The sequence below is a fragment of the Enterococcus sp. E5-162 genome (assembly GCF_035725965.1).
In the GTDB taxonomy this organism is placed as follows: Bacteria; Bacillota; Bacilli; order Lactobacillales; family Enterococcaceae; genus Enterococcus_B; species Enterococcus_B lactis.
Genome location: NZ_JAPRFV010000001.1, coordinates 285,976 through 300,099, shown reverse-complemented (window position 1 = coordinate 300,099; position 14,124 = coordinate 285,976). Strand labels below are relative to the sequence as shown.

Here is a 14,124-nt window from a genome sequence, read left to right as displayed (position 1 = left end):
CAAACCCGATTCTTACAAATATGTCATGTTTTCATCTTTTATTTTCTGATTCTTGAATGCCTTTGATTCCTTCTTCCAAAATTTTCATCTGTAAGATTGTTTCTTCATCTTTAATGACTTTTTCAGCGCCATTGACTAATGTCTCGTAAATGCCTTCGTAGACGCGACTATAATCACCGACCTCGGAAATCACTTTTTCTTCATGATAATCCCCTTGTTCATCTATATAAGTCAATACACCGTAGTGTTCGGGCAAGTCGATCCCAAAGTCTTCATGATCAGGCATATAAAACATTTTAAGATGTTCTTCTTGCCGATCTTTCGTTTGTTTCACGAACATCCCCTTTTTTCCATAAACGACGAAACTTGGACGTTCTTTTATACGGAAATAACTGGATTTTATCGAAATTTTCATGTTTCCGTAGAAAAAGTCCAAATCGAAGTAATCATTCATTCGTCCTTTCCCTAATAGTTGACGAACATCATAGAGGATATCATCTGGTTCGCCGAAATAAGAAAGAACTTGGTCTACTGTATGACAAGCATGTCCATATAAATAGCTGTTTGCAGTAGAAAATTCATGTGTATTTTCTGGTACTTCCGGTCTGAAATAATCGTAATGCATTTCTACTTCTAAAATATCCCCTAATTTCCCGCTTTCGATTACTTTTTGGACTGTCAAGAAGTCAGAATCGAACCGTCTGTTTTGGTAACATTGGATAAATAGCCCTTTTTCTTTTGCTAATGCAAATAACTCTTCTGCTTCCTTTGAGGTTTCTGCAAAAGGTTTTTCTACCAATACATTCTTTCCATGTTCAAGTGCCATTTTTCCATATTCATAATGAAATTGACTTGGTGTAGTAATGACAACTAATTGGATCTCAGGATCATTCCAAAGATCAGACAACTGATCGGTATATTCGATGTCTTCAAATGTTTCCCACACTGGTTTAGATGGGGAAAAAATTTTTTTGATATTGATTTTGTCCGTAAGTTTTCTTGAAAATGGCAAATGATAGCGATTTGTACTCTTTCCATTGCCGAGATAAGCGATTGTAAGCATGATTTGTGCCTCCTTTTATTGTTGTTTTCAGTATATCTTAGAAAAATATAGAAAGTGTCTATAATAGCTATTCTGGCAAAAAAGTTCAGAAAAACATTTGTTATCATTTGGTTTGGTGAAATTTATGTTCAAAGTAAGGTAAAAAATCAAAAAGAGAGTGGCGGAACCAAGCATTTATCAGTAAGATAGAATTTGGAGGTCAGATCATGCTTATTGAAGAAAAATTAACCAAACAAGAGTTGTTTACCACGACAGAGAAACGGATCGCTGATTATATTCGGAGGAATATCGAAGCCACAGTCTACATGACGATTGAAGAATTAGCAAAAGCTACGTATACTTCCCATTCAGCTATCATTCGTTTATGCAAAAAAATGGGCTTCAGCGGATTTAAAGAATTTCGTTTCGAACTAGGACGGGAAGTTCATCAATTGATTGCCCAGTTTAATCAAACGATTGATCCTAATTTTCCTTTTTCAAGTGAAGATAACACACAGCAAATTGCAAAGAAAATGGCAGATTTGTCGATCCAGTCAATAAAAAAAGCGCAATTGCAGATCGAGCATCAAGATTTGGAAAACATCAGTAAAGTATTGAACAACGCACAGCGAATTTTTCTTTTTGCAAAAGGTGATTCCCAAATCACGGCAAGGAAGTTCCAGAATAAAATGGTCAAGTTGAATAAATTTTTGATCTTGGCCGAAGAATATAGCGATTCTTCTTGGAATGCAGCCAATTTGACTAGCGAGGATTGCGCAGTTTTTATTAGCTACAGCGGTCGTATTCATCATTATGAACGGATAATGACCTATCTAAAGCATGTAGGAGCTCCAACATTATTGATTACCGGAAATCAGCATTCAGAAATGGCCAAACAGGCTGATATGTGTCTTGTTATATCGCAGGAGGAATATGATTTTGCTAAAGTAGCGACTTTCTCCTCTCAAATTGCCTTCGATTACGTATTAAATACGTTATTCTCAGTGATATATTCTCAAAATTTTGAAGAGAATATCCGCAACTTGAAAAACAAACAAGAATTGATGCAAAAAGGCCTTCTTAAAGAATATCGGAAAAATTGAGATAAGCTTTCTTTGATATCGTTATAAATATAGACTGGCTGAAGTTTTCTTTTTCAAACTTCAGCCAGTCTATTTGTTTACGCATTGATTTGAATATATCTATCATAGAAAAGAGACACAGTTACCTTCTGTTTCTTATTTTAAATGTCTGCCGAAAAAGATAAATAAGAAACAGAAAAATCAGTATACTTATAGCTATCAATCCGTACAGGAAGAAACGTTTGTTCTCAGATACTTTCTGTACTTCTTTCTGTACTTTTTTTGCATGATAAGGAATGCGATGCCCTCTGACAAGTAAGCGATGACTGTTGATCATATAAGGTGTACAAGTCAGTAGTGTCACGAAATCCTTCCCTTTTTCGATTCTCAGGTCTTTTGTATCAGTTGGTTCTACCGTCTTTATCTGATCGACTTGATAAGCAAGTGTCTGTCCGTTGATCTCGATATAGAAAGAATCACCGAAAGTCAGTTTTGGCAAGTCAGTGAACAACTTTGCTTGAGGCAGTCCCCGATGACTGGAAATAACGGCATGCGTACTTTCTCCCCCAGTAGGATAAGATGTCCCTTCCAATAACGAAGCGCCTTTTTCTAGCAGCACGGTATTTGTTTCGTCAAAAATCGGTAAATGGACATTGATTTCAGGAATCGTCAGAACGCCGATCGTATGTTTTTCAAAATAGGTTTTGTCCATTTTCACTGGTTCCTTTTTCTTAGTAAAGGGATCGACACCGGGATTTCCTCCTTTTTTTGCTAATTGCTGGTTTTTCTTTGTCATGTCTTTTTGGATTTTGGCCATGACTGCTTCATTTTCTTTTACTGCTTGTTGCTGATAATGAGAGATGATTTGCTGATCTAGGTAGTTATTCAGCGCATCGCTAACGAATGGATAAGCCAAGACGCCTATCCCTGACAGAAGCAGAAGAATCATTAGCAGGTCTAGATAGTTCCTTTTCTTTTGTTTCATTTGTGTTCTCCTTGTGCTGACTAGTTGTTAATAAAAGAAAAAGGAGCAATTGCGTAAGCCACTGCTCCTCTTTCCAATTCATGTACAAAGATTAAATCTGACTATGCTTGCGTCTAGCAAAGTACAATCCAGCAATCAATAGACGGATCACTCCTGCACCAATATAAAGATAGATTCCCTTACCACCTGTTGAAGGAAGTGTACCTTTGTGTTTATTTGGTATTTTTTCAGGAGAAATCAACTGTCCTGCTGTTGCGTAAGATTGTTCATCGACAGTAAATGCTACGCGGTTTGCCAATGGAACATAATTTTCTGGTGCTTTCGTTTCTTCCAGATAGTACGTGCCGTATTTGAGACCTGTCACATCAACTAAACCGTTGTTTGTGGTTGTAAAAACTGTTGCTGATTCTTTCGTCGAAACCCAGTTGACGGCTTTTGTAGATGGGTCGATCGACAAATAGTTGGCTGTGTCACTCTCTTGATCACGAACGACGAATTCTGCTCCAGCAAGTGTTTGATCTGATGCAACATCACCATCTACTTTGACAAATCGTTTGCCGCCAGTAACGACATCGACTGACGGTGGTGTTTGATCATTTGTATGTCCGTTATCGACATTTGCTTGGTTAGAAAACCCTTTTGTTGGATCTGCTTTTTCGTTCAAATACATATAGTAAACAAATTTCAGCGTACCACCAGGAGTGAGTGAAGGAATATAATTCGGATCAACTGAAACCGTGAATCCGTTTGTTTGTTCAGTGACAGAATAATTTGTTGGATCGATTTCTTTATCCCCATCATACAAGACATACGCATACGTTCCTGAAGTTTCATGATCAAATGTCAAAGCAGCGTCATGAGTATCAATGAGTTTGAATGTCGTGTACTTGTTTTGTGTTCCTTCTTTATCAGCGATACCTAAAGGAATATTAACAGAGATCTCATATTGGATTTTTTCTCCGATTGCGACATCTTTTCCATTCAATTGTGGAGTTGTCTTATCGACTTTGGACGTATCATTTTTGATTGTCTTTTCTACAGGTGTTTGACTATTTGCCAAGATCTCAAACGGTGTGTTTGTTTGATTGTCATTCATTTCTGCATTATCAGGAGCTTTTACTTCTTCTAAATTATATTTTCCAACCTCTAAATGATTGACGATCAACTGTCCTTTTTCAATCGTTGCTTCGGCAAAGTCATTGTTGCCGATATCATAAGAATGACCAGTAATGAAATGTTTGGCTTTCGTTTGATCCGTTGTCCAAGTGTACAATCCATCTGTGACGCTTTGGATATATTTTTTGACGCTTGGTGTTCCTTCTTCTTTAGAAATAATGAATGCTGCACCGTTTAGTGCTTCGTTTTCGGCAGTACCGACTTTGGTTACTTTCAACGTTCCATCATTACCAACTATATTTTTAGGATAGAGATGGATAGTGTCCAATTCTTCTGTCCCATATTTATAAGAGCCATCTGTTTGTTTGATCATCTCATATACAGGAAAAGCGAGCACCATGTTTGTGGTAGCTGTCACTCCGTCTTTTGGTTCTTCTTTGATTGTGTAGACTGCATCTTTCCCATTTTGTTTTTTAGGTAAAGATAAAGTCACATTTCCATCCGCATCTGTCGTTCCTGATGCAATTGGTGTACCAGGAGTCAGAGATTGGACTGCTTGTTTTGCTACATCCACCGACGCTCCTTTCTCCCGTTGCGCATAAAATTCTGGAGTGACGTTATAAACAGAAAATGAAATATCGGCTAATCCTTGGTATTGATCGAATTCGCTCATTTCTTTTCCACTGTTTTGAATCAAAGGATCGGGTAAATCAGTCATTTTCTTTTTATGGAGAATGACTTGAGCTGCTGTATCCTCCGCAAACACTCTTTTTGCACCGAAGCTACTTGTGATTAATGGTAAAATAAGAAAAAGTGCGCCTAATATAATGCTTATTTTTTTATGATTTTTCATTTTGTCACTCCTGTTCTTTTTTTAATAAACAACCATATTGCAAGGCTTGCGAACACCATGCCAACAACGACTAGAAGGATGTTTTTCGTTTCGTTTGTTTTAGGAAGAAATGGACGACTATTTTCTTTTCTGTTCACTACTTTCAATCTACCGACAGTCTCTTTATCCTCAGAGAGACTAGTTGAAATGGTAAACGGAATTTCTGTTTCACTTAAAATATAACCAGATGGTGCTTTGAGCTCTTTTAACCAGTAATCTCCTGTTCTCAACCCGATAATGGAAAAAGCGCCATTTTTATCGGAGGTCAGGTGAAGCGCATCTGATTCGTTACTTGTCCACTTGTATCCATTGGCTGTTCGCTGGAGGTAATTTCCTGCTTTGTTTTTAATAAGGAATACTGCGCCAGCTAATCGTTTGTTTGGTTTATTTGTCTCGATTTTGACAAATTGCTTACTCCCTGTATATACAGAGACTTTCTTTGTACTGATACCAAAACCAAAATCTAGTGTTCCGTTGTTATTGATTTCCTTGTTCGCCTGAGCTGTACTGTTTAGCTGCATCTGATAAGAAATATTCAGGTTTTTTCCAGCATATTTTTCTAGCGAAGGAATCGAAAATGCAATTTCAAATCCGTGTGGTTTCGTGTGTATGACAAATCCTTCTGATAGCTTTTGTCCATTCGATGAAATCGTTAGACTATTAGGTAAAAACGTTAATGCTCCATCCGCACTATCTGATAATACGAACTTTTGATAGTCTAAGATATTCATAGGGATCGTCGTGTGCAAGGAATAAGTGATTTTGTCACCAATCGTAAAATCATCCCTCGATTCTTCTAATACCTTTTCAAAAGGAGGATCAGGGTAGTTATTTTCTTCATTTTTAGGATACAAATGGATAGATGAAAGTTCTTGATCGTTTTGTCCATATACAGGTAGAACAACTACCATGTTCTCTGCTTTTTCTTTGACGACTTCTGGTGCTTTGGATTCAATAAAAAGATACGCTTTCTCTCTTTTTTTATGATCTTTGACAGGTAGAGAAAAAGAAGCAATACCATCTTCGTTGTTCAGAGTTTCGGTCGTTGCTTCTGCGATAAACGTGCCAGAAGACACACCGTTTTTTGCAATCTCTGTTTGTGTTTCCTCTACTGTTTTCCCCTTTTCTCGTAAATGGTAAAAAGATTCTGTGACATCATAAACTTGAAATGTGGCTCCATTCAATCCCCGATACGTTTGCAATAACTCTTTTTCTTGTCCATCACTTGGCTGGTTTTCCGGTAGTTGGCCATTTGGAAACAGTAATTTGTGCAAAGTGATCTGGACCATATCTGGTTCTGTTGCTGTTACTGCCTGAGTAAAAACAGGTTTAAATAGTAATAAGAAGAGACACATACTAAGCCAACCAAGTTTTTTCATATTAGCTGCCCCCTCTTTCTTTTTTGAAAAAAAGATACCAAATAGAAAATGTACAACCAATCATCCCTACTAGATAGATTCCTAAGCGGCCAATTCCTCCCGTTTCAGGTAATGGTACTTTTGCCTGATTCGTGATGTCTAAAGAAATCTGGTTGTTTTTGGCTCCTGGTGAAAGAACAGACTCATAATCTTGTCCCTCCACTTGAATCGATCCATCTTCTTTTATGATGATAGTAACTGGATCTTTTAGTCCTTGGTATCCTCCTGGTGTAAAGGTTTCGGTCAGCTTATAAGTTCCAGGTTTTAAATTTTCGAATAAAAAGGTGTCCGTTTCTTGTCCATCTTTTGGCAATTCTAAGTCTATTTCTGGTCCTTGCAGTCTGAATTTGGCTCCTTTTAATGCCTGTCCGTTGTCTTCCTTTTTGTGTACTGTCAGGTCAAACGCTTTTAATCGATTTTGATGAGTAAGCGTCCACATGCCATTCGTTGTCTCGATGTTTTTCCCCGTGTAAATAATCTTTCCATATTTATCGATTTGGAATTCATAATTTCCCGGTGAAGTATCATATCCTGCAGGACCAGCTGTCTCAACGACTCGATATTCTCCAGGTGTGAGTGAATCAAAAATGGCAAGACCTTTTTCATTCGTTGTTTGGTTGTCCATTGGCTGATAAGCACCGTTTGTTTCTTTTTTCTGTAGGGCAAAAGCTGCACCTTTAAGATTCATCTCTTTGCCCGTCCCTTGCATCGTATACTTACGTACTGCTATAGGAATTTCAATAAAAGGATTTTCAATGGTCAACTGAATCGTATCATCGGAAGTAGTGACTATTTTTCCATCAACGGTTACCGTACCATTAGAAGCAATCTTGATTTTCCAAGTAGTCTTTTTGCTTAATTCATGTCCTTCTGGAGCTTTTGTTTCTGTCAGTGTATAAGTCATTTCTTTTTGCAATTTGACATTTTCCGGAAGAGAATAGGTCCCATCACCATTATCAGTTAGTAAAGTATCAATAGAATCTCCTGTTAATTTGAAAACAGCGCCAATGAGATCCTTTTCTCCTGTAGAGGAATTTTTCGTTATTTTTAAGTCTAACGGTGTGAATTGTTTAGTATTCTTCCATGTCAGTGCATTTATTTGTTGAGAATCATATCCTGGTACAGGAAGTTCTTTGATTGTTTGGTAACTGAATGCTTGACCTTGATTATTGTATTGAGGCAGTGATAGTATCTCTTGATAACTTTCTCCACTATTTGCAGACAGTTTTTCGACGTCTGCACGTTCCCACGTATTTGCAGTATCTTTAGTTGGTTTAGTGATGCGGATATATCCGTTTTTCCAAGCTGCAGCATCTGTTGTATGGTTCCGTTGGATTTCAAAAGTGACTTGATCTGGACGATTAGCTGGATTATTGTCAAATTCTTCCCATAATTTTTTGATGTGAAGATTGACTCCTGGAGCTTTAGCAGATGGTATACCGAATTCAGCTAGTTCGTCAGTGTCAATACTTGGTTGAAAAGTCGTCCTACCGTTCATTTGATACCAGAAATTCGGGTGGAAGTCCTCATTTTCTGTCTGGATCCTCACTTGGTAATGAATTTGGATTTCTTGGTTTTTTCCTAAATAAATCTGATTGCTCTTGATCGTATTTCCGTCTATAGAAATAGTTGGAGTAACTGTTGTAGGGTTTGTTCCCACGCTTTTGACTGAAAGTGTACCAGGTTGATAAATAAATGGTTCTGCGATTGGATCATTTATTTGTCCATTACTTACAGTTGCAGAGATCTGTACAGCTTTTTTAGCCAGATATTCAGAGATATCTGTTGCATGATCGGCTGATTCGTAATAAAGGTCTCCTTTTTCGTCTGCTGAAACCATTTTCCGCATACGAGACTCTACTTCTGCTTTTGAGAGACCAGCTGCCGGATCGCTTTGAAGTTGGATGCCAAGACCATGTATTTCGATTCCTCGTTCTTTGAGTGCCATCGCTTCTCCGATGGTTGCGATAAACGTACTGTCGATTCTTCTGGATAGATTGTTTTGGTCAGGTGCATCATAGATTCTTGAGATTAGAGAAGTATTTCCCGGCCGATCTTGCGTATTAGAAAACTGAGTTCCGTAATAATTGCTGCTTGATTGTGCGTGTACCCGCTGTACTTTATAGGAAAATGTTGGTACACCATCCGTCAGCAAAACGATCACTTTTTTATGTCCATTTGGAACGGATAGCATGTCTCCTGCATCTCTTAGTCCTTTTTGTGTAAAAGTACCGCCATTTGTCCATGAAGGTGTGATGGATTTTACTTGATTTTTTACTGAATCAAATGAACCCATCTGTACAGTACCATTACTATAATTATGGCCTTCGCTGGAGTAGCCGACATATCCCATATTGATTTTGTCTGTGATACCGCTATCTGCTAAAGTATCGACAAAACGATCGACACCGATTTTTACTTCACCGATCCGATCATTGTCGTTCATACTTCCTGACCAGTCTACGACCAATACGAGATCAAGAGGTGTGATATCTTTTTGTACATTTCCACGGGCATTTAAATAAACATCAAATAATCCAGGTGTAGTTGTCTCCTTTGCAAACTTACGTATCGCATAGTCTGCTTGATTGCCTGTTCCCCCGTATTCGATATACGAATGAGTCCGATCATTAGGATCTCCATCCCAAGAATTTATCCCATCCCATTGATTTGATCCATTTTTATTACCTTGGTGATCAAGAACATTTGTATTTCCTGTAGGTTGCCAATTGGCTTTAGGATAAGTGCCTTGATCATCTGTCGTATACTCTGTAGAAATCGTCTGGTTAGTTGAAACAGTCACAGCCGGCAAAGACAATCTAGGCAATGTAAAGGGGCTGACAGAATTTTCATTTTCTTCTGATACTCCTTCTTTTGTTTCGTCTGTATTTGATGTTGACACTTCTGTCTCTTTCTTGTGTTCTTTCGCATCAGTAATGTCATACTCTTTATTATCGACGATCAGCTTATTTGTCTGGCTATGATAAAGTGTTGGATCGATTGGAAGACTTAGATTGATCGTTTGTTTAGTATTTGGTGAGATTTCCAGCATGGTTTTCCCGCTTTTTACCTGATAAGCATAGCCATCTCCTTCCTTTCTTTCCACATCACTTAAGTAATTCTCAACTAGACCAATTTCCTTCTCTACCTTTTTTGTACTGTTGTTATTCGCATTTAGTTTGACGTTCAGTGCTTTTTTCCCAGATTGATCTGAAGTGATTTCAGCTGAAATGATTTCTAACATTGTTGGATTATCTGCAGCTTCTGCTATTGCAGTTACAGGCAGGATGTTCGATAAACTCAATAATATCAGCACAAAAACAACTTTCAGCTTCTTCCCTGTGGTCGTCATTTTTCCCCTCCTTTTTCTTTTTTTCTGTTTTGACGTGAATAGTGAAAATTATTAAAATAAACAGGCGTTACATAATTTTATTTATTTTAATATGATAATTATTATACGAAGGGCGCTAAAGGGAATCACACCAATTTTCATACCAATTGGGTTCATTTATGAAGTTGATTCCTTCGATTATTGAGCGTTTCATTGAAAGAAAAGGGTTGAGGGAGAAAAACATATGATCAGGTTGTTGGAAGGAAACTATAGAAAGATGGAAAAAATCATTCGAATTCTGTCCATTTCTGACAAGTGGATGACTAAAAAAGAACTTGCCAAACGAATTGGTAGTTCAGAATCTACATTTGTAAGGTATATCGAAGAGATCAAAATCCGCTGGGGAACGGATATAACGATTCAATCTTCACAAAAATTGGGGTATCGTCTTGAACATTTGAATGTACCAGCTTATTTAAATGTTCTGATGGAAATGTCACAAAGTTCTACAAATAGTCGTCTATTAAATGAAATCATTGTCAATCCGGGCAAAATGATCGAGTATTATTGTGAAAAAATCTCGATTAGTCGTTCTTCTTTTACGCGTAAGTTGAAACAATGCAATCAAATTTTAGAAAGCTATTTATTAAAAGTAATCGTCGATCAAGGGTTTCAGTTGACTAGCCTGAAAAGTGAGCTCCAGCTGCGTATCTTTGTCACCTTTTTCTTTTTAAGTTACTACGGAAGACGCACGTTGCCATTTCCAATCGAATAAAAGAAGATCAAAGAAATTATGGTCAAGAATAATTGTCAGTTGAATTTGTTTCAGGAAGAAAGTCCTTATGAGCAATCTTTCTTTATTATGTATTTTGTTGTGCATCTTATGCGGGAATCACAAGGAAATCCATTCGAATGGAAAGCTGGAGACTCTTATGTACAGTTGATAAATATCGATAAAAAAGACTTTTTGATCTTGAAAAATCTTTTAGGGAAATTGAAGTACAGCAGCTATATAAAAGTAGTGAACTATTTTGTCAATACGATTTTTTCGGAATTTTCGGAGAAAGAAAAAAATGAAATCAGTGAACAAATACGAAGAAATATATCCTACTGTTCATTTTCATCTGCTGATTGCAAAGAAAAAAACGAAGAATTTGTTGTTCGACTCTTAACTCAAATTTATTTTTTCTCACGTATCTTCCCATACGACACGACTCATTTGACGATTCGCGCCACTTACTTTGCAGAACAGATGCAACATCGCCATATACGTCTATATGCTGGATTTCGTGCAGAACTTCAATTTTATTCCACCCTACTGAATCGAAATTTGATTTGTTATTTATCTAGCTATATATTTTGGATGCTTATCGGTAATCCTGAAATACACCATTATACTTCAGATAAAAAAATACTAATCGTCAGTGATTTAAGTCTTCGACATAGTCGATACATTGAAAAATATGTCAGTGATGTTCTTGCTGTGCATAAGATTCACTCTGAAACAACTGCTATCACTGAAGATCAACTTTCGAAGTACAATCTTCTTGAGTATGACCTGATCGTCACGAATCAACCAATTCCGAATACCCATGTTCCTTATATGTTGATTGATGATAGTGTGTCATTCGCAAATGAAGAAGAACTGATCCGCTTATTTGAACTATAAACAATCAAAAAACAGCTATGTATACTCTACTATCCTGATAAAAATATCAGGACAAATAGACATAGCTGTTTCTTTTTATTGTATACCTTCAGCAATCCAACGAGATTTATAGCGAAAGTCTTTTAACAACTCTTCTTTTGTCCAATTATTTGCAATGAGATCCGTCAATGTGTTCATTACGAGGGACATGGAAAAGTATAGGAAACTAACTGCTTCTTCCGACGATTGAATGGAGAAATGATTGATTCTTAATAATTCCAGCCATTTTTTGTTCATTGGAGAATCAGCCGATAGTTCTCTACGTTTGGTTGTCTGCTGATCATTTCGCTGGGTTAACAAGTATAACCTTTGCCAATAGATACTTTCGTGATCTAAGTCGCAGCACCCCTCTAAATATTTTTCGATCCCCAAAAAGAAATGTTGTTTGTTTTCGCTAATGAATTTTAAGATATCTTGATGGACTATGTGAGAACTGCTTTTGATCGTATACAAATAAGCATCTTCCAAATCTTGAAAATATTTATAAAAAGCACCGCGCGACATCCCCATCTTGTCAACAATCTCTGAGACTTTGACTTGGCTGATGTGCTGTGAGCAAAATATCTCCAGTAATAGGTCATCGATTCTCTGTTTCTTTGCGTTCGATAAATTGAAAAAAGTTTCTTTTGGCATCCACATCTCTCCTTTATCTCTGATTATGCGTGGATAGCCCTTCATTGTCATGAAGGATTCATTCCTTCTTTTTCTCTTCTTCTGTCAAGTACCCATCTTCCATTCGATAAACGCGATCACTCCATTGAATCATACGGACATCATGAGTAACCATAATAGTCGCTTTTTGTTTCTCATGAGCTTCTTTAACTAGTAATTTGACGACTTCATATGCATGATCTGTATCCAAACTAGCTGTTGGTTCGTCTGCTAAGATCAAGCTTGGCTCATTATATAAAGCGCGAGCAATTGCCACTCTCTGTCTTTCTCCACCAGAAAGGTCTTTAGGATAACTATTTTTAAGTGACTGGATATCTAAAGATTGCAGCAAGGAATCGATTTTTGTTGAATCTTCTTTTTTTGAAGTAACTTGGTCAACTAGTTCAAATTGTTCCTTTACCGTTAAAAAAGGAATCAAATTAGAGCTTTGGAGAATAAATCCAATTTCTTTAAAGCGTAAATCTGCTCGTTTTTTTTCTGGAAGCTCAGTTAGAGAGTGACCGTTGATCACTATTTCTCCGGAAGTCGGTGTTTGCAATCCTCCTGAAATGGTAAGGAAAGTACTTTTACCTGAACCGGAAGGACCAATGATGCTGACGAATTCTCCTTCCTTTACATAAAAATCAATTGCTTTCAAAGCTGAGACCTTTGTATGACCAGAACCAAATGTTTTGGTAACTTTTTTCATCGTTAATATTTTTTTCATTTTTATTAACCTCCTATTGCTGTAATTGGGTCTACTTTGGTTATCGTACGTATCGAAAACAATCCGCCTAGCATTGCGACAATGATCAAAATCCCACTATATAGCAACCATTGTGACCAAAAAACAGCAAAAGGCATCGCGCTTGGTAAAATCAGACTAGCCAAATAAGCAAACAAAAGAGCAAGCAGAACGCCTACCACCCCAACAATAAAGGACTGTGCTACTAAAGATTTAGCGATGAAGAAATTTTTAATCCCTTGTGCTTTCATTACTCCAAAAATAGCAGTCTTCTGAAGTGTCATCACGTACATGAAAATACCGACCACGGCAGCAACCACTAAGAACAAAAAGTATATCATCGCATTTAAGGTCATATTTTGGGCAGAATAGCCAGGAATACTTTCAATGAATGTCCCAATAGTTAATAACTGTAGATCCTTCGATGTTTTTTCTTTCGAAATTTTAGCTGAATCCTTTATTACGATCCCATTGATCGGCTGTTCTTCTTCAGAAGCAAACGGCTGTTTTCCATACTTCAAAGCAGTCCACGTATCTAGGGATGCATAGATGACGGGAGAAACTGTGTAATAAGTTTCAGGAAAGATACCGACAATCGTCAAAGGATCGTCGTAACTGCCAATTTTGATCGTATCTCCAATTTTATAGCCTGAATCAGCCAGATTTTGAGAGATGATGATTTCATTCTTTGTTTTAAATTCATGCCCTTTCGTGAGTTTTGGTAATAAAAATGCTTCTTTCGTTGTGCCGAAAACTGTAACATTTTCTTTATTTTTTCCTTTGATTGCTCCGCTGTACAATCCGATTGGTGCTTTCTCTCCTCCTTCAATGTATTTCAGATCTCCTCTTGTTAATTGTGAAGCTGCAAATACTTGATTTGCATCCTCCGACAAAACAATCTCTTGTGCGTCCCAATCATCGATTGCTTTTTTAAACTCTTCTGAAAGTCCATTCGCTAGTCCTGACAACATGAATACGACATACGCAATCAAGAACATAATACCGACGATCAAGCCATATCGTAATTTAGAATAGCGAATTTCTTTGATAGCTAGAAACATTTGTTTTTCCTCCCTATGATAGATTGATAGTGACAAAATGTCACTCGTTGAATAGTGTAACTTCAAAGTGACATTTTGTCACTTATGTTGTTT

General features: G+C 37.2%; 11 protein-coding genes. 3 read left to right on the top strand and 8 right to left on the bottom strand.

The features are described from left to right. Nucleotides 1-31: 31 nt before the first annotated feature. Nucleotides 32-1,063 (bottom strand): Gfo/Idh/MocA family oxidoreductase, encoded by a 1,032-nt coding sequence (locus OZZ83_RS01440; RefSeq protein WP_002309267.1) that lies wholly within the window; start codon nt 1,061-1,063, stop codon nt 32-34. A gap of 206 nt (nt 1,064-1,269) precedes the next feature. Between OZZ83_RS01440 and OZZ83_RS01435 the strand changes: the two genes are divergently transcribed. After that, the gene (locus tag OZZ83_RS01435; RefSeq protein WP_002309266.1) at nt 1,270-2,145 is read left to right on the top strand and encodes a MurR/RpiR family transcriptional regulator; all 876 of its coding nucleotides are present in this window, start codon (nt 1,270-1,272) and stop codon (nt 2,143-2,145) included. Between the two features lie 121 nt (nt 2,146-2,266). Here the strand turns inward: OZZ83_RS01435 and OZZ83_RS01430 are convergent, their stop codons facing one another. The 4 genes from OZZ83_RS01430 to OZZ83_RS01415 all read right to left on the bottom strand — a co-directional run bounded on the left by OZZ83_RS01430 (nt 2,267) and on the right by OZZ83_RS01415 (nt 9,887). Continuing rightward, on the bottom strand, nt 2,267-3,109 hold the full coding sequence (locus OZZ83_RS01430) for a class C sortase (protein WP_002320040.1): 843 nt from the start codon (nt 3,107-3,109) through the stop codon (nt 2,267-2,269). 91 nt (nt 3,110-3,200) lie between these two features. Continuing rightward, complete coding sequence (locus tag OZZ83_RS01425; protein WP_325066002.1) at nt 3,201-5,078, bottom strand: SpaH/EbpB family LPXTG-anchored major pilin; 1,878 nt, start codon at nt 5,076-5,078, stop codon at nt 3,201-3,203. Then, complete coding sequence (locus OZZ83_RS01420; protein ID WP_278023292.1) at nt 5,075-6,496, bottom strand: SpaH/EbpB family LPXTG-anchored major pilin; 1,422 nt, start codon at nt 6,494-6,496, stop codon at nt 5,075-5,077. The genes OZZ83_RS01425 and OZZ83_RS01420 overlap by 4 nt, the downstream gene beginning before the upstream one ends. Before the next feature lies 1 nt (nt 6,497). Continuing rightward, complete coding sequence (locus OZZ83_RS01415) at nt 6,498-9,887, bottom strand: SpaA isopeptide-forming pilin-related protein (protein WP_278023293.1); 3,390 nt, start codon at nt 9,885-9,887, stop codon at nt 6,498-6,500. A 223-nt stretch (nt 9,888-10,110) separates the two neighbouring features. Between OZZ83_RS01415 and OZZ83_RS01410 the strand changes: the two genes are divergently transcribed. Beyond that, the gene (locus OZZ83_RS01410) at nt 10,111-10,641 is read left to right on the top strand and encodes a helix-turn-helix domain-containing protein (protein ID WP_278023294.1); all 531 of its coding nucleotides are present in this window, start codon (nt 10,111-10,113) and stop codon (nt 10,639-10,641) included. Between the two features lie 108 nt (nt 10,642-10,749). Next, complete coding sequence (locus OZZ83_RS01405) at nt 10,750-11,535, top strand: hypothetical protein (RefSeq protein ID WP_029745052.1); 786 nt, start codon at nt 10,750-10,752, stop codon at nt 11,533-11,535. Between the two features lie 75 nt (nt 11,536-11,610). Here the strand turns inward: OZZ83_RS01405 and OZZ83_RS01400 are convergent, their stop codons facing one another. From OZZ83_RS01400 to OZZ83_RS01390, 3 genes are read right to left on the bottom strand one after another with little or no spacing between them, the layout of a single operon-like run. After that, on the bottom strand, nt 11,611-12,258 hold the full coding sequence (locus tag OZZ83_RS01400; protein WP_002309256.1) for a TetR/AcrR family transcriptional regulator: 648 nt from the start codon (nt 12,256-12,258) through the stop codon (nt 11,611-11,613). A gap of 7 nt (nt 12,259-12,265) precedes the next feature. Continuing rightward, the gene (locus tag OZZ83_RS01395) at nt 12,266-12,952 is read right to left on the bottom strand and encodes an ABC transporter ATP-binding protein (RefSeq protein ID WP_002286060.1); all 687 of its coding nucleotides are present in this window, start codon (nt 12,950-12,952) and stop codon (nt 12,266-12,268) included. Nucleotides 12,953-12,957: 5 nt separating this feature from the next. Further along, on the bottom strand, nt 12,958-14,031 hold the full coding sequence (locus tag OZZ83_RS01390; protein ID WP_002313755.1) for an ABC transporter permease: 1,074 nt from the start codon (nt 14,029-14,031) through the stop codon (nt 12,958-12,960). Nucleotides 14,032-14,124: the final 93 nt, after the last annotated feature.